This window comes from Paracoccus aurantiacus (genome assembly GCF_007993065.1).
GTDB lineage: Bacteria > Pseudomonadota > Alphaproteobacteria > Rhodobacterales > Rhodobacteraceae > Paracoccus > Paracoccus aurantiacus.
The window spans coordinates 173,546-197,808 of the sequence record NZ_VOPL01000001.1 but is presented as its reverse complement, the minus strand read 5'-3'; the positions used below and the strand labels follow the sequence as shown (position 1 = coordinate 197,808).

24 protein-coding genes are annotated in these 24,263 nt (G+C 64.0%); 9 read left to right on the top strand and 15 right to left on the bottom strand.

Annotated features, from left to right (window positions below; translation table 11 throughout):
- Positions 1-169 precede the first annotated feature (169 nt).
- A complete protein-coding gene (gene hrpB / locus FQV27_RS00970; protein WP_147095869.1) occupies positions 170-2,572 on the top strand; it encodes an ATP-dependent helicase HrpB in 2,403 nt (800 codons plus the stop codon).
- Between the two features lie 26 nt (positions 2,573-2,598).
- Here hrpB and FQV27_RS00965 read toward each other — a convergent pair whose 3' ends face one another.
- From FQV27_RS00965 to FQV27_RS00915, 11 genes are all read right to left on the bottom strand, one after another.
- A complete protein-coding gene (locus FQV27_RS00965; RefSeq protein ID WP_147095867.1) occupies positions 2,599-2,808 on the bottom strand; it encodes a hypothetical protein in 210 nt (69 codons plus the stop codon).
- An 18-nt stretch (positions 2,809-2,826) separates the two neighbouring features.
- Positions 2,827-3,849: an alkane 1-monooxygenase gene (locus tag FQV27_RS00960; RefSeq protein ID WP_147095865.1), complete on the bottom strand. Its 1,023-nt coding sequence runs from the start codon at positions 3,847-3,849 to the stop codon at positions 2,827-2,829.
- Positions 3,849-5,072, bottom strand: coding sequence for a signal recognition particle-docking protein FtsY (gene ftsY, locus FQV27_RS00955; protein WP_147095863.1), 1,224 nt, complete (start codon positions 5,070-5,072; stop codon positions 3,849-3,851). Before ftsY ends, FQV27_RS00960 begins: the two co-directional genes overlap by 1 nt.
- A 74-nt stretch (positions 5,073-5,146) precedes the next feature.
- Positions 5,147-5,383, bottom strand: coding sequence for an Lrp/AsnC ligand binding domain-containing protein (locus FQV27_RS00950; RefSeq protein ID WP_147095861.1), 237 nt, complete (start codon positions 5,381-5,383; stop codon positions 5,147-5,149).
- 31 nt (positions 5,384-5,414) lie between these two features.
- Entirely contained in the window at positions 5,415-6,791 is a 1,377-nt protein-coding gene (locus FQV27_RS00945; protein ID WP_147095859.1) for an MATE family efflux transporter, read from the bottom strand.
- A gap of 40 nt (positions 6,792-6,831) precedes the next feature.
- On the bottom strand, positions 6,832-7,482 hold the full coding sequence (locus FQV27_RS00940) for an N-acetylmuramoyl-L-alanine amidase (protein WP_147095857.1): 651 nt from the start codon (positions 7,480-7,482) through the stop codon (positions 6,832-6,834).
- Entirely contained in the window at positions 7,479-7,925 is a 447-nt protein-coding gene (locus FQV27_RS00935) for a cupin domain-containing protein (RefSeq protein ID WP_186827175.1), read from the bottom strand. The genes FQV27_RS00940 and FQV27_RS00935 overlap by 4 nt, the downstream gene beginning before the upstream one ends.
- Positions 7,925-8,593 (bottom strand): hypothetical protein, encoded by a 669-nt coding sequence (locus tag FQV27_RS00930; protein WP_147095852.1) that lies wholly within the window; start codon positions 8,591-8,593, stop codon positions 7,925-7,927. The genes FQV27_RS00935 and FQV27_RS00930 overlap by 1 nt, the downstream gene beginning before the upstream one ends.
- Positions 8,594-8,614: 21 nt before the next feature.
- On the bottom strand, positions 8,615-10,096 hold the full coding sequence (gatA, locus tag FQV27_RS00925; RefSeq protein WP_147095850.1) for an Asp-tRNA(Asn)/Glu-tRNA(Gln) amidotransferase subunit GatA: 1,482 nt from the start codon (positions 10,094-10,096) through the stop codon (positions 8,615-8,617).
- Positions 10,093-10,380: an Asp-tRNA(Asn)/Glu-tRNA(Gln) amidotransferase subunit GatC gene (gatC, locus tag FQV27_RS00920; RefSeq protein ID WP_147095848.1), complete on the bottom strand. Its 288-nt coding sequence runs from the start codon at positions 10,378-10,380 to the stop codon at positions 10,093-10,095. Before gatC ends, gatA begins: the two co-directional genes overlap by 4 nt.
- Before the next feature lie 67 nt (positions 10,381-10,447).
- Complete coding sequence (locus FQV27_RS00915; RefSeq protein ID WP_147095846.1) at positions 10,448-11,137, bottom strand: metal-dependent hydrolase; 690 nt, start codon at positions 11,135-11,137, stop codon at positions 10,448-10,450.
- Between the two features lie 170 nt (positions 11,138-11,307).
- On the opposite strand from FQV27_RS00915, the gene FQV27_RS00910 reads away from it, so the two are divergent.
- Entirely contained in the window at positions 11,308-12,414 is a 1,107-nt protein-coding gene (locus tag FQV27_RS00910) for a Hint domain-containing protein (RefSeq protein ID WP_246132954.1), read from the top strand.
- Between the two features lie 62 nt (positions 12,415-12,476).
- On the opposite strand, the gene FQV27_RS00905 is transcribed toward FQV27_RS00910, so the two are convergent.
- Positions 12,477-14,291: a bifunctional metallophosphatase/5'-nucleotidase gene (locus FQV27_RS00905; protein ID WP_147095844.1), complete on the bottom strand. Its 1,815-nt coding sequence runs from the start codon at positions 14,289-14,291 to the stop codon at positions 12,477-12,479.
- A gap of 155 nt (positions 14,292-14,446) precedes the next feature.
- Here FQV27_RS00905 and FQV27_RS00900 point away from each other — a divergent pair, with 155 nt between their 5' ends.
- The 5 genes from FQV27_RS00900 to FQV27_RS00880 all read left to right on the top strand — a co-directional run bounded on the left by FQV27_RS00900 (position 14,447) and on the right by FQV27_RS00880 (position 19,481).
- Positions 14,447-14,785 (top strand): DUF952 domain-containing protein, encoded by a 339-nt coding sequence (locus FQV27_RS00900; RefSeq protein WP_147095842.1) that lies wholly within the window; start codon positions 14,447-14,449, stop codon positions 14,783-14,785.
- Positions 14,782-15,843 carry a quinone-dependent dihydroorotate dehydrogenase gene (locus FQV27_RS00895; protein WP_147095840.1) on the top strand — a complete coding sequence of 354 codons (1,062 nt, stop codon included), beginning with the start codon at positions 14,782-14,784 and terminating at the stop codon, positions 15,841-15,843. The genes FQV27_RS00900 and FQV27_RS00895 overlap by 4 nt, the downstream gene beginning before the upstream one ends.
- 93 nt (positions 15,844-15,936) lie before the next feature.
- Entirely contained in the window at positions 15,937-16,596 is a 660-nt protein-coding gene (locus tag FQV27_RS00890; protein ID WP_147095838.1) for a glutathione S-transferase family protein, read from the top strand.
- Between the two features lie 205 nt (positions 16,597-16,801).
- Positions 16,802-18,769, top strand: coding sequence for a DNA topoisomerase IV subunit B (parE, locus tag FQV27_RS00885; protein WP_147095836.1), 1,968 nt, complete (start codon positions 16,802-16,804; stop codon positions 18,767-18,769).
- Positions 18,762-19,481: a gamma-glutamylcyclotransferase gene (locus FQV27_RS00880; protein WP_186827174.1), complete on the top strand. Its 720-nt coding sequence runs from the start codon at positions 18,762-18,764 to the stop codon at positions 19,479-19,481. Before parE ends, FQV27_RS00880 begins: the two co-directional genes overlap by 8 nt.
- Here the strand turns inward: FQV27_RS00880 and FQV27_RS00875 are convergent.
- The 3 genes from FQV27_RS00875 to FQV27_RS00865 all read right to left on the bottom strand — a co-directional run bounded on the left by FQV27_RS00875 (position 19,459) and on the right by FQV27_RS00865 (position 22,354).
- Complete coding sequence (locus FQV27_RS00875; RefSeq protein WP_246132953.1) at positions 19,459-19,956, bottom strand: phosphatase PAP2 family protein; 498 nt, start codon at positions 19,954-19,956, stop codon at positions 19,459-19,461. The two genes, FQV27_RS00880 and FQV27_RS00875, sit on opposite strands and share 23 nt — an antisense overlap.
- 378 nt (positions 19,957-20,334) lie before the next feature.
- Complete coding sequence (gene clpX / locus FQV27_RS00870; protein ID WP_147095832.1) at positions 20,335-21,597, bottom strand: ATP-dependent Clp protease ATP-binding subunit ClpX; 1,263 nt, start codon at positions 21,595-21,597, stop codon at positions 20,335-20,337.
- A 124-nt stretch (positions 21,598-21,721) separates the two neighbouring features.
- Complete coding sequence (locus tag FQV27_RS00865) at positions 21,722-22,354, bottom strand: ATP-dependent Clp protease proteolytic subunit (RefSeq protein WP_147095830.1); 633 nt, start codon at positions 22,352-22,354, stop codon at positions 21,722-21,724.
- A gap of 162 nt (positions 22,355-22,516) precedes the next feature.
- Between FQV27_RS00865 and pth the strand changes: the two genes are divergently transcribed.
- Together pth and FQV27_RS00855 are read left to right on the top strand one after the other, a co-directional pair.
- Positions 22,517-23,215, top strand: a complete 699-nt coding sequence (pth, locus tag FQV27_RS00860) for an aminoacyl-tRNA hydrolase (protein ID WP_147095828.1) — start codon at positions 22,517-22,519, stop codon at positions 23,213-23,215.
- Positions 23,212-24,246 carry a DUF2332 domain-containing protein gene (locus FQV27_RS00855; RefSeq protein ID WP_147095826.1) on the top strand — a complete coding sequence of 345 codons (1,035 nt, stop codon included), beginning with the start codon at positions 23,212-23,214 and terminating at the stop codon, positions 24,244-24,246. Before pth ends, FQV27_RS00855 begins: the two co-directional genes overlap by 4 nt.
- The last annotated feature ends 17 nt before the right edge of the window (positions 24,247-24,263 follow it).

Here is a 24,263-nt window from a genome sequence, read left to right as displayed (position 1 = left end):
GCCGGCTTCGGCAAGATAGGCGCTCGTTGCGCGGATGTGTAGGCCGCGCCATTGCGCTTTGACACGCCAGCGCCCGAATTGGGCGAGAACCACGCGCGGGAATGGCTAGGATGGGGTTTCGTGCGATGCAGATGTTTCCGACCCGCCCCGGCTGCTCTATGTCGGGTTCATGACCGATACGCTGCCCATCGACGACGCCCTTCCGCAACTGGCCGATGCCATGAAAACGCATGGCCGCGCGGTGCTGATTGCGCCGCCCGGCGCTGGCAAGACGACGCGGGTGCCGCTTGCGCTGATGGATCAGGTGCCGGGCAAGATCCTGGTGCTGGAGCCGCGCCGTCTTGCCGCGCGCGCCGCGGCCGAACGACTGGCCGAGGGCCTTGGCCAGAAGCCCGGCGAAGACGTAGGCTACAGGATGCGTGGCGACTTCGTGGCAGGTCGCAGGATAGAGGTCGTGACCGAGGGCATTCTGACGCGAATGCTGCAATCGGACCCTTCGCTTGACGGGATCGGCTGCGTGATCTTCGACGAATTCCACGAACGCAGCCTGAATGCGGATCTGGGACTTGCACTCGTGTGGGAGGCGCGGGGGGCCTTACGCCCCGATTTGCACATTCTGGTGATGTCGGCCACGCTGGATGCCGGGCCGGTTGCGACGTTGTTGGACAGCGCGCCGATCATCGAAAGCATGGGCCGCGCCTTCCCGGTCGAGACGCGCTATCTCGCGCGCCTCCTGCCCGCGGGCCACCGTCTGGATAGCGAAGCCGCCCGCCTGATCACGCAGGCAGAGGCTGAAACGCGCGACGATCCGGGTGGCACCATTCTGGCCTTCCTGCCCGGCGAGGGTGAAATCCGCCGCGTTGCCGCCGCCCTGTCGGATCTGCCGGTCGAGATTGCGCCACTTTACGGCGCAATGGATTTCAAGGCCCAACGCGCCGCGCTGTCGTCCCCCGGCGACCGTCGCAAGATCGTGCTGGCGACGGCCATCGCGGAAACCTCGTTGACCATTCCGGGCGTGCGCGTCGTGGTCGATGCGGGGCGCGCGCGGCGGGCGCGGTTCGACCCGGGTTCGGGCATGTCGCGACTGGTCACTGAACGCGTCAGCCGGGCCGAGGCCGAACAGCGCCGCGGCCGCGCGGGCCGCGTCGCGCCGGGCATCTGCTATCGCATGTGGGCACGGGCCGAGGAAGGCACCCTGCCCGCCTTCGCCCCCCCCGAAATCGCCGTGGCAGACCTGACCGGCCTTGCGCTGGAACTGGCGAACTGGGGCAGCGACGGCGACGATATGGCCTTCCTGACACCGCCCCCGGATGCCGCCCTGACCGAGGCGCGGGCGCTGCTTCGGGATCTGGGTGCGCTGGATGGCGGCGACCGGATCACGCCTCATGGCCGCGATCTGGCGGCGCTTCCCGTCCATCCGCGCATCGCCCATATGCTCGCCGTCGCGGGGCGCGATGCTGCGCCGCTTGCAGCACTGATGGAGGATCGCGACCCGCTGCGCGGCGTCGGCACAGACCTGTCGCTGCGCCTGCGGGCGCTTGAAAATCCCGCGCGTCACGATGCCGCGCGCGGTGCGCTGGAACGCATCCGGCAGGAAGGCCGCCGCCTGTCGCGGCTTGCCCCTGAAACCCGCGCCCTTTCGCCCGGCGCTGCTGCCGCGCTTGCCTATCCCGACCGGATCGGGATGCGCCGTCCCGGCGACCAGCCGCGCTTTCTTCTGTCGGGCGGGCGCGGCGCCGTGCTGCCTGAAGGCGATGCGCTGGCGGGTGAGCCATTTCTTGTCGCCACCGATCTGGATGGCGAGGGCCGCGAATCGAAGATCCGCCTTGCCCTGCCCATCACCGAGGCCGAAATCCGCGATCTTTTCACAAGCCGGATCGTGTCCCGCGACGCTGTCGAATGGTCAACGCGAGAGGGCCGCATCCTCGCCCGCCGTCGCGAGCTTCTGGGCGCGCTGACCTTGTCCGAACGCCCGCTGGAAAAACCAGACGAGGACGCTATCGCCCGCGCCGCATGGGACGGAATCCGGGCCGACGGCCTGCCATGGGGCGCCAAGGCCGCACGTCTGCGCGCCCGGATCAGGCTGCTGCCAGACGGTCCCGATGTCAGCGACGAGGGCTTGCTGGCCGATGGTGACTGGCTGCTGCCGTTTCTTGGAAAGGTCCGCAATCGGGGCGATCTTCGCGGTCTGGACCTGACGCAAGCCTTGATGAACCTGCTTGGCTGGGACGGCCAGCAGACGTTGAACAAGCTTGCCCCTGCCCATTTCACCACGCCGCTTGGGCGGCAGGTGCCAATTGACTATGACGCTGAAACCCCTTCAGTCGAGTTGCGCCTGCAAGAGGTTTTCGGCGTCACCAGCCATCCGATGATCGGCCGCCAGCCCCTGCGGATGACCCTGCTCTCACCGGGTCAGAAACCCATTGCGGTCACGACCGACCTGCCGGGCTTCTGGGCCGGATCCTACGCCGATGTCAGGAAGGACATGCGCGGGCGCTATCCCCGTCACCCTTGGCCCGAAGACCCGACCGAGGCCGACCCGACATTGCGCGCCAAGCCACGCGGCCAGTAGGCCGGCCCGCCAACTCGGCTGCAGATTCAGAGGAAAATATCCGGGGATACACCCAGCCAGGCTGCGACCTTGGGGGCAAAGACGTAGCCCGCAATCATCATCACGACACTGCCCATCATAAAAAGCACGCCGGCGAACATCGAGTAGAAGAAGAACAGCAACGGAACCGCGCAAAGCGCGCCAAAAGGCGCATAGATAAACAGCACGACATAGAGGAAAAACAGCGCCGTTCTCATGCCTTATCACTCGTCTTGCTAGTTCATCCGCAGGACCCGCCTGTCCATCACTCGCCGCCACAACGGCGGCACCATCGCAATCGCGCCCATGACTGGCAGCGAATAGGGCAACATCGGGCGCTTTTCCGCACCAAGCCGCAGCACCGGATATTCGCGGCCCGGATGGGCATGGTGGTCGGAATGGCGCGGCGCATTGACCATCGCCAGTGACGAAAAGGGATGCGGGGCGTCCCAGCTGTGGCGCGGCCCCACAGGTTCCGGCCGCCCATCATCGCGCGCGCGGCGCAGCCCATAATGCTGCACATAGTCCGACAGCATCAGCTGCATCTGCGCGTAAAGGCACAGCAGCAGATAGTCGAGCGTCGCGCGCGGTCCGAAAATGCTCCACACGAGAACCATGCAAAGCACCGCCCCGCCAAGCCAGAAAACATAGGGGTTCAGCCGCCCCGATGACGCGGCCCGCTTCCTCTCCGCCATCAGGCCCGCCTTGAACGACCCGAACCAAGCACGCGGAAAGAAGCGCCAGAAGCTTTCGCCCTTGCGGGCAGAATTCGGATCGCCATCGGTTGCCACATGGACATGATGCACCAGCCGATGCGCGCTGACATGGTGCCCGAACAGCAGCGAGACATAGACCGCCGCGCCCAGCCGGAACAGGCCGCGGCTGCGACGGTGGATCAGTTCATGCGCGAAAGAGTTCGAGACCTGCCCGAACCACATGCCCGCGCCAAGAAACAGGGCGACGCGTTCCAGGCCGCTAAGCCAGTCATTCGCGAAGGCGCGAAGCGTCCCCACAAGCAGATCAAGATGGATGATCGCCAGCACGACCAGCAGGGCATTCGCACCCGGAAAGCGCGCGCCATCCTCCACGTCGCCAAAGCCACGCGCGATGATCGTATCTGCCAGCGGGGCGGCGACCGCCATCCACAAGAACCCGGCCCAGATGGTCCAGCCGCCATTGGCCGCACCCCAGATCAGCAGCGCAGCAGGCGCGACAGAGACAAAGGCGAAGGCCGCGACCGAAGGGACGCGGCCCGACATCACAGCCCCACGAGCGCGCGGGCGAATTCGTCGGGTTCGAAGGCGTCAAGATCGTCGATCTGCTCGCCCACACCGATGGCATGGATGGGCAGGCCGAACTTGTCGGCAAGCGCCACCAGCACGCCACCGCGCGCCGTGCCGTCCAGCTTGGTCATCACCAGACCCGAGACATCGGCCAGTTTGCGGAAAGTCTCGACCTGCGACAGCGCGTTCTGCCCTGTCGTCGCATCCAGCACCAGCAGGGTGTTATGCGGTGCCGAGGGGTCTTTCTTGCGGATCACCCGGACGATCTTGGCCAGTTCCTCCATCAGATCGGCGCGGTTCTGCAGACGGCCTGCGGTGTCGATCATCAGCAGGTCCGCGCCCTCAGCCTCGGCGCGAGTCATGGCATCGAAGGCTAGGCTTGCGGGGTCCGATCCCTCGGGCGCGGTCATCACCGGAACCCCGGCGCGCTGACCCCAGACCTGAAGCTGTTCGACGGCGGCAGCGCGGAATGTATCACCCGCAGCGATCACAACATTTTTCCCAGCCGCCTTGAACTGGCTCGCAAGCTTGCCGATCGTCGTGGTCTTGCCAGAGCCGTTAACTCCGACGACCAGCACCACCTGCGGCTTTTTGGGGTAAAGCGGCAGCGGACGGGCGACTGGGGACATGATCCGGGTGATTTCAGTGGCAAGAAGGGTTTTCAGCTCGCTCGCCGAAACCCGACGCCCCATCCTTCCCTCGGCGATATTGGCGGTCACGCGCAGGGCGGTATCGACGCCCATATCGGCTGCCACCAGTGTATCCTCAAGCTCCTCAAGCATCGCATCGTCAAGCTCTCGCTTCGGCTCGGCGGGCGCGGGCGCTGCGCCTCCGAAGATACGGCCCATCAGGCCGGGCTTTTTCGTGGCCTCTGGCGCAGGGGCCGGCGTGGGAGCCTGTGCGGGGGCCTGTGCAGGGGTCGGCGCGGGGCGCGCAGCATCTGGCACCGGCATCGGGATCGGCGCGGGATCGCTGCGGCGCGGCTGCTCTGCCGCGGGTGACTGCGCCGGACTGGCAGATGCCGGGCCTGCCGGGGGCGCGGGTGCCGTCGCACCAGCGGAAGGCGCGGTTTCGCGGTCAGGTTGCGCGGCCGCCGCTTCCGGCTCGGGCGAGCCCTCGCCGACCAGATCGTCAAGCCCCTGCCCGATCTTTGACGATGATTTGGTCAGCCGCTCGCGCAGCTTGGAAAAGAACGACATGGCCACCTCTTTCTTCTGGACGGGAACCTAAGACCTCGGATGGCAAAGCGAAAGTGCCGCGCCGATGCGCCGGTTCAGAACGCCTTGAATGTCATCGTGGTCAGGGTTCGGTTGATGCCGTCGATGCCGAACAGATTCTCGTTCAGCCAGTGACCGACATCGGCATCTTCGGGAATGTAAACCTTGGCGAGCAGATCGTATTCGCCCGAGGTCGAATACAACTCGGACACGATCTCTCGGTCATAGATGGCGTCGGCGACGTCATAGGTCTTGCCGGGTGCGCAGCGGAACTGCACGAAAACGGGACGCATGGGCGACCTCTCCTTGGATTTCGGCGAAAGACTAGCGCGCGGCAGGCGCAGGGGTCCAGTCCCCGCGCGCAAGCCCCCCATAGAAGCGGCGCAGCATCAGCACGGCCGCGACGCAAAGCCCGGCCAGCAATCCGGCCCACAGCCCCGCCGGACCCATCCCGCCGGGAAATGCCAGAAGATAGCCGGCGGGCAGCCCGATCAGCCAATAGCTGAACCCGGCCAGCCACATCGGCACGCGCGTATCCTGAACCCCGCGCAGCAGACCAAGCGCCTGCACCTGAAGCGCATCGGCAAGCTGAAACAGCGCAGCCCAGAACATCAGCCCGACCGCAAGCGACAGAATCGGCGCGGCTTCGGGATTGGTCGGGTCGAGGTAAAGCGATACCAGCGGCTCGGGCGCGATGACGAAAAGCGCACTGGTCATGATGCCGAAAATGGCGGAGATCCAGATCACCGTGCGCGCCGCGTCGCGCATCATCACGATATCGGCACGACCCTGTGCCTGACCGGCGCGAATGGTGGCGGCATTGGACATGCCAAGCTGAAACATGAAGGTGATCGAGGCGAGCTGCAGCGCGATGCCATGCGCCGCCAGCGCCACGGTGCCAAACCATCCCATCATGATATTGCTGCCGACAAACATTCCGATTTCCGCGACCAGCGTCAGCCCGACAGGCATCCCCAGCCGGAAGATGGCGCGGAAGGCGGGCCAGTCAGGGCGCCAGAAGCGCTGCAGAAGCGCGATGGGCCGGGTCTGGGGCAGCCACAGCGCATAGCAAAGGATCGCCAGCAGCGTGACCGCCTGCGTCACGACCGAGGCGATGGCCGCGCCGCGCACGCCCAGTTCCGGCGCGCCGAGATTGCCGAAGATGAACATCCAGTTCAGCAGCACGTTCAGCGGCAGCCCGGCCACAGTCAGCCACAGCACAACCTGCGTCCGCTCCATCGAGGCGAGGTATGAATTCATCACCATCGCCCACAGCGTCAGCCCCGCACCCCAGCCCGCGATGCGAAGATAGTCCTGCGACAGTTGCGCCACGATCTGCTCTTGTCCCAAGGCCAGAAGGATCGGCTTTGAATACCACAGCGCAGGCATGATGATCGCGGCATGGATCGTCGAAAGCCACAGCGCCATGCGGGTTGCCCGTCGCATTTCGGTCGTGTCGCCGCGCGCATGGGCAGAGGCCAGAAGACCAAGCGCGCCGATACCGTATCCGGCGCCCAGCATCATGAAAATGAACAGAAACGAAGTCGCGAGCACAAGCGCCGCCAGCGCATCGACCCCATACCAGCCGACCATGACAGTATCGCTGATGCCAATGGCCATGCGCGCCAGATGACCGCCGACAAGCGGCAGGCCAAGCGCCAGCGTGGCGATTACATGAGGGCGGTAACGGGTAACATCCATCCGCCGCGATTATAGCGGGGGGAAGCGAAGGGCAAGGGCCTCAGGGCGCCGGCGAAAAGGCCGCCGCGGCGGCGGCGGCAAGGCGTCGGTCGGCCGCGTCCTCGGGCCCGGTCGCGCCGGGCCGGAAGCGCAGGCGGAACGCGGCAAGGCGGGCCTCGGCACCGGCATCGGGATAGCCGATCGCGGTCAGACTGTCCTGCAGCGGCCTGTCATCGCCCGGACCCTGCGGGTGGATCGCAAGCCCCTGCCGCGCCAGCCGCGCCCAGTCGAAGCGCGGGCCGGGGTCAATCTTGCGGCCGGGGGCCATGTCGGAATGGCCGATGACGCCACCGGGTCCGATCGACCACCGCGCCATGATCCGCCCCAGCAGAAGTTCTAGCGCATCCATCTGGGCTGCGGGAAACGGGCGATTGCCGGGATTGACCAGTTCGATACCGATCGAGCGGGAGTTGACGTCTTCCTGTCCGCGCCACGCCCCCGCGCCGGCATGCCAAGCCCTGCGATCTTCGGGAACCAGCGCCTCTGTCGTGCCGTCCTCGTGAACCAGCCAATGCGCGCTGACCTCGGCTGCGGGATCGCACAGACGGTCCCGCGCCGAAGGCCCGTCCGCCATGCCGGTATAGTGGATCACGATCAGCGACGGCACGGCGCCACCGCGCCTGTCGCCGTGGTTCGGCGAGGGGAACGTCATTCGCGACCACTGCGCCGGATGGTTCCGTCATCGCCGATGACATGCCAGTCAGGATGAACGAGAAACAGCGTCTCGCCCTCGTCCGGGTAGCGCACGGTTTCGGCTGGCGGGTTGGTTCCCGCACACAGATAGCGAAGCGGCGTCTCGCCTTGGTTGACGACTTGATGCGCAACCGTAACGCCCGCTGGCCAGATCGCCATATCGCCGGGGCCGATTTCGGTCGCGCATTCGTCTTCGATGACGGTCGCCGTTCCTTCAAGGACCAGAACAAATTCGTCGCTATGCGAGTGCCAGTGCTTCTGGGCAGAGCGTTCGCCGGGGGCGAGCGTCACGACGTTGACACCCATCCCCGTCATGCCTGCGGCATCGCCGAAGCGTTCCTCGATGCGCGGGGCCGAGCCTGCGACATGTTCCGCCGCGACACTGCCTGCGCGCAGGATCATCAGCGTTCCGCCATGTAATAGGTCGGGTCCCATTCACAGACGAAACCGTCGCCATCCGGGTCCATTCCCAGCGGATCGCGCTGCGGCCCGCCCGAGGACAGGAACATGAGCTGCGCGGCTTCGGCATTGGGGAACTGGGCGCAGGCGCGGGCCGCGTCGGTCTGCGTGCCCCGCGTACGCGGATAAACGATCTCGCCGACGGGGTGGTTCTGGGTGACGGCATAGCGGCGCAACCTGTCGGCCTCGGCCTCTGTCACCGTTGCCGGGGGCACCGCATGGGTCGTCACGGCGGGCGTCGCGGCTGTTACAGCAGCGCTGCGCGTATTGCCCGAAGCGGTCACGCGACGGCCCGTCGCGGGGTCGTAATAACCACCGCCTGCACCACGCGCCCCGGCAGCCTGGCCAGCGCGCGCACGCGACGCCTCGATCCGCTGCCATGCCGTGGGCGAGGCGATCTGTTCGGGTGTCGGCGCGGCGAAGGGCCGCTTCTTCGGAACGGTCGTCGGGGTCGCGCCCTGCCCGGTCAGTGCCAGTTCGCGCTGCGCCCGGTACTGATCATAGGGGGTCGCGCCGCTGAAACGATATCTCGGGTCCAGCACCTGCCCGGTTCCGTCTGCACAGGCTGATACGCCAAGCGCGCAGGCCAATCCAAGAACCACCTTCTTCATCGCGCGCCCTCCTTCAGGACTTTACCACCACTGTTCCGGTTTTGCCGCGAAACCGGCCGCTCGTTCAAGTACATAGGCGTGATTCAGCAAATCGCCTTCCTCGAAAGGCCGGCCAATAAGCTGCAAGCCAAGCGGAAGCCCCTGTCCGTCAAGGCCAACCGGGACCGAGATCCCCGGCAAACCGGCAAGGTTTACCGTCACCGTGAACACGTCGAGCAGATACATTTCGACCGGGTCCTTGCCGGACATTTCACCCAGCCCGAACGCAGCGGACGGCGTAGCAGGCGTCAGGATCGCGTCCACGCCTGCCGCATAAGCCTGTTCGAAGTCACGCTTGATCAGCGCGCGCACCTTGCGGGCGCGGTTATAATACGCGTCATAGAAGCCTGCCGAAAGCACGTAAGTGCCGATCATCAGGCGACGCTTGACCTCTGGCCCGAAGCCTTCGGCACGGGTTTTTTCATACATCTCGACGACGCCGTCGCCCTGCGCCAGCTTCGCGCGGCGCCCGTAACGCACACCGTCATAACGGGCAAGGTTCGACGATGCCTCGGCGGGCGCGACAACGTAATACGCCGGCAGCGCGTATTTCGTATGCGGCAGGCTGATATCGACAATCTCGGCGCCTGCGTCGCGCAGCATCTCGGCACCCTTCTGCCACAGTGCATCAATCTCGGCAGGCATCCCGTCCATGCGGTATTCGCGGGGAATGCCGATCTTCTTGCCGCGAATATCGCCGGTCAGCGCCGCTTCGAAATCAGGCACCGGAATATCGGCAGAGGTCGAATCCTTCGGATCGACCGAGGCCATCGCCCCCAGCATGATCGCCGCGTCACGCACGGTCTTGGTCATCGGGCCGGCCTGATCGAGACTGGACGCGAAGGCAATCGTGCCCCAGCGGCTGACGCGACCGTAAGTCGGCTTCAGCCCGACGGTTCCCGTGAACGCGGCAGGCTGACGGATCGACCCGCCCGTATCGGTTCCGGTCGCCGCCAGGCAAAGGTCTGCCGCGACGGCAGCGGCCGAGCCGCCCGACGATCCGCCCGGCGTCAATTGCCGGTCATCGACCTTCCACGGATTGACGGCATTGCCATAGGCGCTCGTCTCGTTCGACGACCCCATCGCGAATTCGTCCATGTTCAGCTTGCCCAGCATGACCGCGCCCGCATCCCAAAGGTTCTGCGTCACGGTCGATTCATATTCCGGCCGGAAGCCGTCCAGAATATTGCTCGCCGCCTGTGTCGCGACCCCGTTCGTGCAGAACAGGTCCTTGATTCCCAGCGGAATGCCCGTCATCGGCGCGCCGTCGCCCGCCTTGATACGATGGTCCGCGACCCTGGCCATTTCGACCGCAAGTTCCGGCGTCTGGTGGACGAATGCATTCAGCGTTCCCGCGCCGTCGATTGCATTAAGGCATGCTTCGGTCAGCTCGACCGAGCTCAGCTTGCCTGCCCGCATCCCGTCGCGGGCCTCGGCGATGGTCAGCCTGTTCAGATCGCTCATTCGACCACCTTCGGCACGGCAAAGAACCCCTCGCGCGCATCCGGCGCATTGGCGAGGATCTTTTCGGGGTAACCACCATCCGTCACGACATCCTCGCGACGCTTCAGGCGCATCGGGGTCACGCCGGTCATCGGCTCGACACCTTCGACATCGACCTCGTTCAACTGCTCCATGAAATGAAGGATATTGTTCAGCTCTGCGGCGAGCGCGGGAAGATGTTCCTCCTCGACCGCGATCCGGGCCAGATGGGCGACCTTGCGCGCCTCGTCTTGCGTGATGGACATGGATGCTCCTTTAACTTGGCGACGGTTTAGCCCCGCCCGCAAGTCGCTGCAAGGCGCGCCGGCCCGATCAGGGGCTGAAGGGGACCATGACCTCCGGTTCGATCAGCGTGACGCCAAGATCGCGAAGCGGCCCCAGATCGGGTTCCAGAAACGGGAAGGTCAGATAGTGAGAACAGACAATGCTGTCGAAATCGAACCACCGCTTCGACGCATAGGCCGCACGCGCCGGGTCCATCGTGAAATGACCGCCGATGGAAAGGATGCCGATATCGGGCTTGTGCAGATCGCCCATCCATTCCATGTCGGCCATGATATCCGTATCGCCAGAGAAATAGATGGTCTTGCCCTCGCCCGCGATCATGAAGCCGGATTCGTGGCCCGCATAGACCGGCGCACCGTCCGCGCCCGCCATGGACGAGGAATGCGCTGCATTCACCATCGTCACCTTCGCACCGCCCAGATCGACCGTGCCGCCCTTGTTGAACCCGATGGTTTCAATCCCGTGCGCGCCCTCCCAATACTGCATCAGGTCATAGATCCCCGAGACCGGAACCTTCAGTTCTTGCGCCAGCGCCACGGCTTCCGAGGCGTGGTCGCCGTGACCATGCGTAATCAGGATGTGCGTTGCACCGCTGACCGCGTCGGCCTTGCGGTCGTCCGGAAAGGACGGGTTGCCGTCCAGCCACGGGTCGATAAGGATCACCGCATCCTCGATTTCCAGCCGCCAGCTTGCATGTCCCAGCCAGGTCAGACGCATGGCCTGCCTCCTTCCCCAAGTTGTTTCCGAACGCGACGCTAGCGCCAATCGCGGCCATAGGACAATGAAAATAAAAAATTAACGATTGAGTTAACTATTTCTTAATCATCTTCCGGTTGTTTTCTGATCAGCGCCGAGATGATGTTGCGGCCCGGGGATACCAGACGCGCATGTCCTACATGATCCAGGCCTATACCTTTGCCGCGCCCGTGAAATCGACCAGCGGCTATCCCTTCGCGAGCCAGAAGAACTTTACATTCGGCGCTGCCGAACAGACGACGATTTATCTTGCAGACGATGACCAGCAGTTCGAAGCCAGCGACAAGAACGCGGAAATCGGTCAGGCGCTGCTGAAGGATACCGAACTGGGCGGGCAAGTGCTGGCCGAGGGAAAGATCCTCACCATGAAATCGAGCCTGCTGAGCGTGATAACCCTGGCCGGTTCGACCGCGACCTACTACGTCTTCTTCCCGCATCAGGGCGGCAACAGCACCACAACGCCGGTCGAGGTCGGCGACCGCAGCACGGTTCTGGTCATTCCCGTGCAGCCCGACTATCCGCCATTCGATCCGACCAAGACCTATAACTGGACGCGCACGGGCAGCAAGGCCATCATCGACGTCGCCGCAAGTCCGATCCCGCCAAGCTATCTCAGCCAGCCTTGCTTCACGACCGGAACGCTGATCCGCACGGCCACCGGCCCGCGGCCGGTCGAAAGCCTGCAGGCGGGCGATCTGGTGATGACCCGCGACCACGGCCTGCGCCCGGTGGCGTGGACCGGGGGGCGTCACCTCAGCGCGCGGCATCTGGACATCGCGCCCAACCTGCGGCCGGTGCTGATCCGCAGGGGCGCGCTTGGCGCGGGGCTGCCGGTCCGCGATCTGCTGGTGTCGCCGCAACACCGCGTGCTGATCCGATCGAAAATCGCCGAGCGCCTGACCGGCGAGGCAGAGGCGCTTGTCGCGGCGCGTCATTTATGCGGAATGCCGGGGATCGCGGTCATCAATCCTGCGAACGGCGTCGGCTACTACCACATCCTGTTCGACAGGCACGAAATCGTCGAATCGAACGGCTGCTGGACAGAATCGCTGTTTACAGGGACGCAGGCCCTCGCCTCGATCAGTCCGGCGGCGCTTCGCGAAATCCGTGCGATTTTCCCGGAACTGTTCCAGCCGCACCCGTCACCCCGATCTGGTGCGCGCAGGTTTCTGGACGGGCGCGACGCGAAAGAGCTGCTGCGCCGCCATATCAAGAATTCAAAGCCACTGATCGTCTGAGGCAGGCGCATCAAAAAGCCCGGCCCGATCAACTGGGCCGGGCTTCGGATCTTTGCGGCGGCTTACTGTGCGGCAGGTGCCGTCTCGGCCTCCGACGGGGTTTCGGAAGCGGGCGCATCCGCTGCGGAATCGCTTGCCGCCTCCGCGTCTGCGGGCGCTTCCGCCGCTGCCGGTTCCGCGTCGGCTGCAGGCTCTGCTTCGGTCGCGCCGTCTGTCGCGGCAGCGTCGGCGCGGGCGTCTGCATCTGCCTCCGGTGCAGCAGCGGCCTCGTCACCGACCACGGTGATGCGGCCGTCCGTGGCAGGCGAGAAGTCCGCACCCTGTCTGGCGATGTATTCCGCCAGGACATCGGCTAGATCAGGCCCGAAATCGTAAACCTGGGTCGCATTCGCCTCGAACACGGAATAGCCGTCGCCGCCATTGCGCATATAGTTGTTCGACACGACACCATATTCCGCCGAGCGGTCGATAGGCACCCAGTTGCCGTCCTTCATCACCTGCACGTCGCTGATCCGCTTGCCGGCTTCGGCGGCCGGATCAACGGTGTATTTCAGTCCCGCCACCTGCGAGAAGCGGCCCGCGCCCTCTTCCATCTGACTGGCGCCGTTCTCAAGCGCGGCGACGACGTCCGAGCCTTTCAGCTTGAAGGTTGCAAGCGTGTTCTGGAACGGCAGAACCGAGATGATTTCGCCCATCGAGATCGGCCCGGCGTCAATCGAGGCGCGAAGCCCGCCGCCGTTCTGAATGGCGATTGTCACGCCCTGATCCTTGACCCGGTCGAGCATCGCATCCGCCACGAGCGTGCCCATCACGCATTCCCGCGCACGGCAGTCGTTCCGGTCGGCACCGATCTCGGTCTTGGTTTCCGCGACGATCTTGTTCTTCAGCTCTTCGATCGGCGCCGCAAGCTCCTTGATGCGCGCGCTCAGCGTCTCGTCCGGTGTGACCGAACTGTCCAGCAGCACCGGCTGGCCCTCGGCTTTGATAAGCTTGCCGGAATCGTCAAAAGTCAGCACGAGGTGGCCAAGGTATTTTGAATAGGCATAGGCAGTTACGACCGGAACCTCATCCCCGCCTGCGCCCGCGACCATGGTCGGATAAGGGCCAGCAGCGCCTTCCATGTCACCCAGCAGCGTATGGCTGTGCCCACCGACAACTGCATCGACGCCCGGAACCGTCTCGGCGATTTCCTGATCCTTCAGATAACCGGTATGGGTCAGCGCGATGATCTTGTCGACGCCCGCATCGCTCAGTTCCTGCGCATCCGCAGTCAGCGCCTCGATCTCGTCCTGAAAGATCACGCTGTCCGACGGCGAGGACGTCTCGGGCGTGTCGGTCGCCAGCGCCGAGATGATACCGACCTTCTGACCGCCGACATCCAGCACGGCGGTTCCATCGACAATGTCTTTCAGCCGGTTGTTCTGGCTGAGATCGAGGTTGCCGGAGATGACCGGGAAGTCCACGCCTTCCGCAAGCAACGCCAGACCGTCATCGCCGTCGTCGAATTCGTGATTGCCGACCGCCATGGCGTCATAGCCAACAGCGGTCATGAACTCGACCACATCCTTGCCCTTGTAGGTCGTGTAAAACAGGCTGCCCTGATACTGATCGCCCGCGTCGAGCAGAATTACATTTCCGCCTTCGGCAGTGATCTGGTCGGTCAGTTCTTTCACCTTGGTCGCCACGCGGGCAATCCCGCCGAAGCATTCACCAGCCGCCGACGTCTCTGCGTCGCAGGTCGAATCATATTTGTTGATCTCCTCGATGCGGCTGTGAAGATCGTTGGTGTGCAGGACATGCAGCACATATTCAGCATTCGCGGCACCGGCGAAAAGCGAAAGCGCGGCTGCGGTCGCCATCAGGCGGGACTTGGTCATCGTTATCTCCTCAACGGGCAGGACCGGACGTCATCATCGAACAGATTGGCGCGGCATTGCGCGCAGGTCAAACGCTGAACGCATATCGCGACTTCACGACAGCGGTATGGCAGGCGCCCCCTTGACCCGGACGGCGCAAGGCCTGAAACAGCGCCATGATGATCTTCAAAGTGCTTCGCGATACCGAATGGCAGCAGTTCCGGGCGGCGGGCGAAACTGCCGGCGCGCCGGTCGATCTTGCCGACGGGTATATCCACTTCTCGACCGCCGAAACGCTTGCGGGAACGCTCGACAAGCATTTCTCGGGTGAGGACGGTCTTTGGCTTCTGGCCTGCGACGCCGAGATCCTTGGCGATGCGCTTCGCTGGGAGCCGTCGCGCGGCGGGCTTCTGTTTCCGCATCTTTACCGCGCATTAAGGCTGGATGAGGTCGCCTTATCGCGCCCGCTGCCCCGCAAACCCGGCGGCGGTTTCGAGATCGGGGCACTGCCGTGAAGCTGATCGAGACATTCGGCCTGCGCGCCCTGCACCGGCTCGATCCGGAACAGGCGCATGATCTGTCGATCAAGGCGCTGCGCGCCGGGCTCGTCCCGCTGCCGGGTGCGCCGGTGACATCGGGGCGGCTGAAAACAAGCTTGGCCGGGCTGGACCTGCCGAACCCCGTCGGGCTTGCGGCAGGCTATGACAAGAATGCGCGCACCCTGCCCGCGCTGATGCGCGCCGGATTCGGCTTTGTCGAATGCGGCGCCGCCACCCCCCGCCCGCAACCCGGCAACCCCAGACCCCGGCTTTTCCGGCTGACCGAGGACCGCGCCATCATCAACCGCTTCGGCTTCAATAATGACGGGGTTGCAGCGATTTCCGAACGCATGGGCGCGCGCCCGGCGGGCATTCCGGTCGGCCTGAATATCGGTGCGAACAAGGACAGCAAGGACCGCGCCGCCGATTTCGCCGAGGTCGTCAGGGTTGCCGGGGCGCATGCCGATTTTCTGACCGTGAATGTCTCATCGCCGAACACCGAAAAGCTCCGCGATCTGCAAGGCGCCGACGCGCTCGCCGCGTTGCTGCAGGGCGTGATCGAGGCCCGCGACGCCCTTCCGGCGCATCGCCCGGTCTTTCTGAAGATCGCGCCCGATCTGGACGATGCGGGCCTTGCCGATATTGCGCAGGTCGCGCGCCAGACCGGCATCGACGCCATTATCGCGACGAATACCACGCTGTCGCGCGATGGACTTCGCAGCGAACACGCGCCCGAGGCCGGCGGAATGTCGGGGCGGCCCCTGTTCGAACGCTCGACGCGGGTTCTGGCAAAGCTTTACCGACTGACCGGCGGCCATATCCCACTGATCGGCGTCGGCGGAATCGGCAGCGTCGATGACGCCTGGCAGAAGCTGCGCGCCGGAGCGAGCGCGGTGCAGCTTTATTCGGCGCTGATCTATTCCGGCTTCTCGCTTGCCACAGAAATCGCGCAGGGTCTGGATGAGCGGGCCGGCCGCGAGGGGCTGACCTGCCTGTCGCAACTGACCGGCACCGGTGCCGAAGACTGGCTTTAGCGCGCCCGGCAGCGCACCGGGCGACGCATTCCGCTTTCACAGATTGCGAACTGACCCTAGGTTGCGGGAAAGCGGATAAATGCGGAGTTCATCATGCTGACCATTCACGGCGTCACCCGGTCGCGGGCCTCGCGCATCATCTGGCTTTGTAACGAGATCGGCCTGCCCTACAAGCAGGTGCCGGTCATTCAGGCGTATCGCCTGCGCGACCCCGATGCACCGGACGCACCCCTGAACACGCATTCGCCCGCATTCCTGAAGCTGTCGCCTGCCGGAGCGATCCCCGTTGTCGAGGATGACGGGCTGCTGCTGACGGAATCCTACGCCATCATCATGCACCTTGCCCGGAAGCACGGCGCGCCTGTCGGTCCCAAGAGCGAAGCCGAGGACGCACTGATGATGCAATGGTGCTTCTACGCCGCCACCGCGGTAGAGCCGGACGCGCTGACCCTTCTGTTTCTGCATGGACGTGGCCAGTCCCAGTCGGGTGAAGATCAGGCCCTGATCGCCAACGCGGCCGAGCGGCTGGTCCGGCCCTTTCAGGTGATCGAGGATCACATCGCGCGGCATGGCTATCTGGTCAGTGGCCGCTTTACCGTGGCAGACATCGCCATGGCAGAGACGATGCGCTACGCGCAGGGTTACGGGCCGTTGATGGAACAGTTTCCTGCACTTCACCAGTGGCTGACAGACGCGCAGGCGCGCCCCGCCTTCCAGAAAATGTGGGAGGCAAGGCTCGCCGAGCCGGAATAGCGCGACAAGCAGGACGGCCAAAGGCGTCGGGAGCGGGGCAGCAAGCTTTGACGCGGCGCGGCTCGCAGTTTGGATGACAGCGCATCCGGCTTCACAGTCGGCGGCCGGAGCTACACCTAGCGGCCCCCGGCAACCCGACCGCAAACCCTTGCCCCGAGCCGCCCCTTCATGAGATAACCGGCGAAATCAATAAAACGAGCAGCGCATGGCCGACGATCTTTTCCCGACGACACAGGAAGACAGCACCTATTCCGCCGCCTCGATCGAGGTGCTGGAGGGGCTGGAGCCTGTTCGCAAGCGCCCCGGCATGTATATCGGCGGGACTGACGAACGCGCGCTGCACCATCTGGTGGCGGAAATCCTCGATAACTCGATGGACGAGGCTGTCGCGGGCCACGCCACACGGATCGAGGTCGAATTGCAGGCCGATTACAGCGTCGTCGTTCGCGATAACGGGCGCGGCATTCCCATCGACCCGCATCCGAAATTCCCCGGCAAATCCGCGCTGGAGGTGATCCTGTGCACGCTGCATGCGGGCGGCAAGTTCTCGGGCGATGCCTATCAGACCTCGGGCGGGTTGCACGGGGTCGGTGCATCTGTCGTGAACGCGCTTTCGGACAGCATGGTTGTGCAGGTCGCGCGGAACAAGGAACTGTTCGAACAGCGGTTCTCTCGCGGTGTGCCGCAAGGCCCGGTCGCCAAGGTCGGCGCGGCCCCGAACCGGCGCGGCACCACCGTCACCTTCCACGCGGATGAGGAAATCTTCGGCCATCACCGTTTCAAGCCAGCACGGCTGCTGAAGATGGTGAAATCCAAGGCCTATCTGTTCAGCGGCGTGGAAATCCGCTGGAAATCGGAAATCGACGACGGCGAAACCCCGATGGAAGCCGTTTTCCACTTTCCCGGCGGGCTGGCCGATTACCTGACCGAAACGCTGGACGGCGTGACCACCTATTCCGAGCGGCCCTTTGCCGGGAACGTTGATTTTCAGGGCCGTTTCGGCGTGCCGGGCAAGGTCGATTGGGCCATCAACTGGACGCCGTCGCGCGACGGCTTCATCCAGTCCTATTGTAACACCGTCCCCACCCCCGAAGGCGGCACGCACGAGGCCGGGTTCTGGTCCGCGATCCTGAAGGGCGTGCGTGCCTATGGCGAGTTGGCCAACAACAAGAAGGCCGCCCAGATCACCCGCGAGGACCTGCTGACCGGGGGCTGCGCGCTGGTATCCTGCTTCATCCGCGAACCGGAATTCGTCGGCCAGACCAAGGACCGGCTGGCCACGGTCGAGGCGCAGCGGCTGGTCGAAGGCGCGGTGCGCGATCATTTCGACAACTGGCTGGCGGCGGACCCGAAATCGGCGGGTGCGATCCTCGATTTTCTGGTCCTGCGGGCCGAAGAACGCCTGCGCCGCCGTCAGGAAAAGGAAACCCAACGCAAGACCGCGACGCAAAAGCTGCGACTGCCCGGCAAGCTGGTCGATTGTTCGGCCAAGAACCGCAGCGGCACGGAATTGTTCATCGTCGAAGGCGACAGCGCCGGGGGGTCGGCCAAACAGGCGCGCGACCGGACGACGCAAGCGCTGCTGCCCTTGAAGGGCAAGATCCTGAACGTGCTCGGCGCGGCCTCGGGCAAGCTGGGGTCGAACGCGGAAATCAGCGATCTGTGTCAGGCGCTTGGCGTCGGCATGGGGACGAAGTTCAACGTTGATGATCTGCGCTATGACAAGATCATCATCATGACCGATGCCGATGTCGACGGCGCGCATATCGCATCACTGCTGATGACGTTCTTTTTCACCCAGATGCGCCCGATGATCGACAAGGGGCATCTGTATCTGGCTTGCCCGCCGCTTTACCGGCTGACGCAGGGTCAGCACCGCGTCTATGTCGCGGACGACGCGGAAAAGGAGCGGCTGTTGGCCACCGGCATCGGCGGGAAGGGCAAGATCGACGTGCAGCGGTTCAAGGGCTTGGGCGAAATGGACGCCAAGGACCTGAAGGACACGACCATGAACCCGGCCACGCGCAAGCTGATCCGCGTCACGATTGATGAGGATGCGGCCGGCGAAACCGGCGATCTGGTCGAACGCCTGATGGGCAAGAAGCCCGAGCTGCGCTTCGAATATATTCAGGAAAATGCCCGCTTCGTCGAAGAAGAAGGCTTGGATGTCTGACGCCGGGCCATCGCAGCTTCGCCTGACCGACGCGCTTGTGCAGCGGGCAACACGCGCCGTCGACGGGCCGCGATACCGGGACGAATGGCACCTGTTGGACGATGCCGACCTGGACAAGCTGGCGGATCAGCTGACCCGAAACCGCCCGCTGCCGGTGCCGATCTTCGCCTATGGGTCGCTAATCTGGAATCCGGGCTTTGCGGTTTCGGCCAGTCGGCGCGCGACGGCCATCGGCTGGCACCGGCAGTTCAGCATCGCGCTGGATCATTTCCGTGGCACGGCCGAGCATCCGGGCCTGATGCTGGCGCTTGCCTCGGGCGGGAAGTGCGAAGGCCTGATCCTTGAGGTCGCACCGGGGACCGAACAGGAATCGCTGCGCGCGGTCCTGAAACGAGAGCTTGTTGCCCATGAACTGGCCGCAAATGCACGCTGGATAGAGGTCGAGGTGGACGGCAAGCGTTCCGAGGCGCTGACCTTCTATGCCGATCCGATCGACGTGCCGCTGACGAATCTGACAGTCGGCGATCAGGCGCGGCTGCTGGCACGCGCGAATGGCGCGGCGGGATCGGGCAGCGAATATTTGCTGCGCACGGCGCAGGGGCTGGAAGCCGCCGGGATTCACGATCCCTATATCTGGGAATTGCAGGATCTGGTGGCAGCGGAAATCGAAAGCTGGCCGGCCGAACAGGTCAGAACTTCATCCCAACACTGAACGACGCCCCATCAGTCCCGATCCCGAAATCGGCGGCGCCGAAGCTGAAGCCGATCAGCGCACCGGTCCAGACCTGCTGCGGCGTATGCTCGCCAGCATGGATGCGGCTATAGCCGGTCAGGCCTGCGGCCCCGTATGCCATCGCGCCCGCCTCGGGTTGGTCTTCAAAGCATTTGCCCGCCAGATCCGACGCGCCGAAAAATGCTGCAGCCGTATGTCCCGACGGAAAGCCCTCGCCCGCGCCCGTGGGGCGGCGAGAGATTGGCTTTCCGTCGAAATACCGCTTCGTCGCCAGAACGATGCCAGCTTGCAAAATGCCGCGAACGGCAAAATCCTCTGCCCGGTCCTGATCGACCGCGCAGACGGCAGCCGCCAGCGGCAGCCCGTATTTCATCGCGGTGCCGAAGCTTTCAAAAGGGTCGGCGGCGGCCGGAAAGCCGAGGCCAAGGGCACAGATCGTGGCGACGATTTTCACGGCATCCTCTCAGCGTTCAGACCGGTGTCGTGACATCCGCTTATCGCAACGTTCGGGTGCGTGTAAGCCTTTCCGGCATGTGAGGTGCGGGGCAGTTCGCGGACAGTTGTATGCGACACGCCTTCGCTTCGTGCATTTTTTTGCCTATCCCCTAGGGCCTGAAGATCGTGCCACGCCATGCCCGGCACGAGAGGTTGTTAAGCACTGGCCGCTCCGCACGCGGGGCGATGCTGTGCGCTCTGGGCATCGCAGCGGAGCATCCTGTATTGTCCAGTCAGTCATGACGACACGGCCGGACCATTACGCCACCTTCGCGCGGCCGAAACGCAAAGGCCGGGGACATGCCCCGGCCTTTTGAATGATGCGATGCGGGTGCGATCAGACCGCTGTCTTGGCGCTTTCCTTCTTCGCCTCGGCATGAATGATCAGGGGCTTTGCCGACGAATTGTCGACCGCTTCTTCATTCACCACGACCTCCTCGACACTTTCGAGGCCCGGCAATTCGAACATGGTATCCAGCAGGATGTCTTCCATGATCGAACGCAGACCACGCGCGCCCGTCTTGCGCTTGATAGCGCGCTTGGCAATGGCAGAGAGCGCGTCCTCGGTAAAGGTCAGCTTGACGCCTTCCAGATCGAACAGGCGCTGATACTGCTTCACCAGCGCATTCTTCGGCTTGGTCAGAATAATAATCAGCGCTTCCTCGTCCAGATCGGTCAGGGTCGCGATTACCGGCAGGCGGCCGACAAATTCCGGGATCAGGCCGAATTTCAGCAGATCCTCGGGCTCCAGCTCTTTGAAGAGTTCGCCGACACCGCGGTCGTCGTTTTCCTTGACCGAGGCACCGAAACCCATCGCCGTGCCCTTGTTGCGCTGCGCGATGATACGGTCCAGACCCGCAAATGCACCACCGCAAACGAACAGGATATTCGTCGTGTCCACCTGCAGGAATTCCTGCTGCGGATGCTTGCGCCCGCCCTGCGGCGGCACGCTGGCAACGGTGCCTTCCATGATCTTCAGCAGCGCCTGCTGAACACCTTCCCCGGACACGTCGCGCGTGATCGAGGGGTTGTCGGACTTGCGGGTGATCTTGTCGACCTCGTCGATATAGACGATACCGCGCTGTGCGCGCTCGACATTATATTCCGACGCCTGAAGCAGCTTGAGAATGATATTCTCGACATCCTCGCCGACATAGCCGGCCTCGGTCAGGGTCGTCGCGTCGGCCATCGTGAAGGGAACGTCCAGAATACGCGCGAGCGTCTGCGCCAGCAGCGTCTTGCCGCAGCCGGTCGGACCAATCAGCAGGATGTTCGACTTCGCCAGTTCGATGTCGGATTTCGCGCCGTGGTTCAGCCGTTTGTAATGGTTGTGCACCGCCACCGAAAGAACACGCTTGGCGCGTTCCTGACCGATCACGTAATCATCAAGAACCTGGCAGATTTCCAGCGGCGTCGGCACCCCTTCGCCGGATTTCAAACCGGAGGACTTCGTTTCCTCGCGGATGATATCCATGCAGAGTTCGACGCATTCGTCGCAGATGAACACTGTCGGGCCCGCAATCAGCTTGCGCACCTCGTGCTGGCTCTTGCCGCAGAAGCTGCAATAGAGCGTGTTCTTGCTGTCGGTCTCTGTCGCCATGCTACGTCCTTACGTCCTGCGCGGTTCAAATCCGCCGGCTCCCGATGCGGGTAAGCCCATGTTAGGGGCCGTGGCCCCAAGTCTCAATCCCCAACTCGCACCGGCACGCAAGGCCGGTCGCGGGTCACTTCGTCTCTGCCTCGGCCTTGCCACGCGGGCTCAGCACCTCGTCAATCAGGCCCCAATCCTTCGCTTCTTCAGGGGACATGAAGCGATCACGTTCCAGTGCCTCTTCCACGTCTTTCAGCGACTGGCCGGTATGATGGACATAGATCTCGTTCAGGCGGCGCTTCAGCTTTTCGGTTTCGCGCGCATGAATAAGGATATCGGTCGCCTGCCCCTGGAACCCGCCCGAGGGCTGGTGGACCATGATACGGCTGTTCGGCAGCGAATAGCGCTGCCCCTTTTCGCCGGCGCAAAGCAGCAGCGAACCCATCGAAGCTGCCTGCCCGATCACCAGCGTCGAAATCCGCGGCCGGATATACTGCATCGTGTCATAGATCGACAGACCGGCCGTCACGACACCGCCCGGGCTGTTGATATACATGGAGATTTCCTTGGACGGGTTCTCCGCCTCCAGAAACAGAAGCTGTGCGCAGATCAGCGTCGACATTCCGTCATGCACGGGACCCGAGACGAAGATAATCCGTTCCTTCAGCAGCCGCGAGAAAATATCGTAGGCCCGTTCCCCGCGTGAGGTCTGTTCGACCACCATGGGGACAAGCGTGTTCATGTAGAATTCTGCCGGATCGATCATGTCTTTTCCTGCCCGATTACCTTCGCCCTGTCGATTCGAGGCCGGAGCGGACCCCGGCAGAGCGGTGTTCTACCTTCGAAAGGTTGACAGAGTCTTATTTACGCCCGATCTCATCCGCAAGGGATGGATCGAATTTGAGTTTGAATCTGGACGGATAACGGCATGAAACTGATCGTTGGGCTTGGCAATCCGGGCGCGAAATACGCAGCGAACCGCCATAATATCGGCTTCATGGCGGTGGACCGGATCGCGGGCGATCACGGCTTTTCCCCGTGGCGCTCGCGCTTTCAGGGCGAGGTCGCGGAAGGCCGTCTCGGGTCCGAAAAGGTCATGCTGCTGAAGCCCGCGACCTTCATGAACCTGTCGGGCCAGTCGGTCGGCGAGGCCATGCGCTATCTGAAGATCCAGCCAGAAGATGTGATCGTCGTTCACGACGAACTTGACCTTGCACCCGGCAAATGCCGCGTGAAGCTGGGTGGGGGCCATGCTGGCCATAACGGCCTGCGCTCGATCCACCAGCATATCGGCGAGGCATATCACCGGGTCCGTCTGGGCATCGGCCATCCCGGTCACAAGGATCGCGTGGCCGGCTATGTCCTGTCCGATTTCGCCAAGTCAGATGCGGATTGGCTGGATGATCTGATGCGCGGGATCTCGGACGGGGCCGAGGCGCTGGCAGCGGGCGACGGGCCGGGCTTTCAGAACAAGGTGGCGCTGCGGATGAATCCGGGGCGCGGACCGACGCAGGCCGATGCGCGGGTCGCGCGCCCGAACCCAGCGCCGAAGCCGCCAACGCCCGAGGAAAAACCGGCGCAGAGCCTTGCCGAGAAGCTTCAGTCCCTCGCGGGCCGGTTCAGGTGACGCATATTCGTGCCGCCTTTGACGATCAGGCGCAATCCTGTCGGCAGCTCGGCTCGGATCTGACCGCGCGGATCGTTGAAAACCTTGGCAATATTCTGTCACAGGACAGCGGAGCCGTCGCCGCAAAGGTGCGGGGCTGGCACGGCGACATCTCGTCCCGCGGCGCCTCGGTCCCGCTGCGTCTTGCCGGGGCACTGCATGGGCTTGTGCTGGACGGTTCGGCCCCCGATCTGGCGGCCGCCTATGCGCGGGGCGAGGCACCAGAGAGCCTGCTGCAGGATGCAATTGCCGCGCATCAGGTGCGCATTCTCGACTGGCTGAATTTTGCCCCCCAGACGAATGAAGTGGGTCGGTCGGCCGCGCTGATTGCGGCAGCAGCCTTTGCCGTGCAGCAGCTTGACCACAGCCTGCCGCTGGCCCTGTCAGAACTTGGCGCAAGTGCCGGTCTTAACCTGAATTTTCCAGATTATGCAATTGAAGTAAAAGGGAAACGTATCGGACCTGCTGAAGCGCCACTGATCCTGCGGCCCGATTGGTCGGGGTCGGCGCCCATGGCAACCGAATTGACAACTACGGTGCGGCGCGGTGTCGATCTTGCACCGCTTGATCGGTCCGACCCGCTGCGCATGCGCGCCTATATCTGGCCCGATCAACCCGACCGGCTGGCACGGCTTGATGCCGCGATCGCCCATGCCACTACCCATCCGCCGAGCGTCGAGCGGGGGGATGCCGCGGATTGGCTCGACCACGTTCCCCTGGCTCGCGAAGGTGCGCTGAGCTTTGTGTATCACACCATCGCCTTCCAGTATTTCCCACCCGAAACCCAGCGCCGCGTCACCGCGCGGCTGTCCCGTGCCGGTGCCGCAGCCAGCAGCACGGACCCGCTTGCCCATTTCGCGATGGAGGCCGACAATCGACCGGGCGGCGCGGCGCTGACGCTTGATCTTTGGGCGGGTGAGCATCGCCGGTGGCACCTGGGGCGCGCCGATTTCCACGGTCGCTGGATCGACTGGCAGCCGCAGGAACTGTAAGACTTGCCCAATCGCGA

Coding starts and splice junctions, on each gene's coding strand:
- FQV27_RS00865 (WP_147095830.1), bottom strand. CDS start 22,354: ATGATCGATCCGGCAGAATTCTACATGAACACGCTTGTCCCCATGGTG.
- FQV27_RS00930 (WP_147095852.1), bottom strand. CDS start 8,593: ATGAAGAAGGTGGTTCTTGGATTGGCCTGCGCGCTTGGCGTATCAGCC.
- FQV27_RS00880 (WP_186827174.1), top strand. CDS start 18,762: ATGTCTGACGCCGGGCCATCGCAGCTTCGCCTGACCGACGCGCTTGTG.
- FQV27_RS00915 (WP_147095846.1), bottom strand. CDS start 11,137: ATGCGTCTGACCTGGCTGGGACATGCAAGCTGGCGGCTGGAAATCGAG.
- FQV27_RS00900 (WP_147095842.1), top strand. CDS start 14,447: ATGATGATCTTCAAAGTGCTTCGCGATACCGAATGGCAGCAGTTCCGG.
- clpX (WP_147095832.1), bottom strand. CDS start 21,597: ATGGCGACAGAGACCGACAGCAAGAACACGCTCTATTGCAGCTTCTGC.
- ftsY (WP_147095863.1), bottom strand. CDS start 5,072: ATGTCGTTCTTTTCCAAGCTGCGCGAGCGGCTGACCAAATCATCGTCA.
- hrpB (WP_147095869.1), top strand. CDS start 170: ATGACCGATACGCTGCCCATCGACGACGCCCTTCCGCAACTGGCCGAT.
- FQV27_RS00890 (WP_147095838.1), top strand. CDS start 15,937: ATGCTGACCATTCACGGCGTCACCCGGTCGCGGGCCTCGCGCATCATC.
- gatA (WP_147095850.1), bottom strand. CDS start 10,096: ATGAGCGATCTGAACAGGCTGACCATCGCCGAGGCCCGCGACGGGATG.
- FQV27_RS00960 (WP_147095865.1), bottom strand. CDS start 3,849: ATGTCGGGCCGCGTCCCTTCGGTCGCGGCCTTCGCCTTTGTCTCTGTC.
- gatC (WP_147095848.1), bottom strand. CDS start 10,380: ATGTCCATCACGCAAGACGAGGCGCGCAAGGTCGCCCATCTGGCCCGG.
- pth (WP_147095828.1), top strand. CDS start 22,517: ATGAAACTGATCGTTGGGCTTGGCAATCCGGGCGCGAAATACGCAGCG.
- FQV27_RS00965 (WP_147095867.1), bottom strand. CDS start 2,808: ATGAGAACGGCGCTGTTTTTCCTCTATGTCGTGCTGTTTATCTATGCG.
- parE (WP_147095836.1), top strand. CDS start 16,802: ATGGCCGACGATCTTTTCCCGACGACACAGGAAGACAGCACCTATTCC.
- FQV27_RS00935 (WP_186827175.1), bottom strand. CDS start 7,925: ATGATCCTGCGCGCAGGCAGTGTCGCGGCGGAACATGTCGCAGGCTCG.
- FQV27_RS00910 (WP_246132954.1), top strand. CDS start 11,308: ATGTCCTACATGATCCAGGCCTATACCTTTGCCGCGCCCGTGAAATCG.
- FQV27_RS00905 (WP_147095844.1), bottom strand. CDS start 14,291: ATGACCAAGTCCCGCCTGATGGCGACCGCAGCCGCGCTTTCGCTTTTC.
- FQV27_RS00945 (WP_147095859.1), bottom strand. CDS start 6,791: ATGGATGTTACCCGTTACCGCCCTCATGTAATCGCCACGCTGGCGCTT.
- FQV27_RS00940 (WP_147095857.1), bottom strand. CDS start 7,482: ATGACGTTCCCCTCGCCGAACCACGGCGACAGGCGCGGTGGCGCCGTG.
- FQV27_RS00950 (WP_147095861.1), bottom strand. CDS start 5,383: ATGCGTCCCGTTTTCGTGCAGTTCCGCTGCGCACCCGGCAAGACCTAT.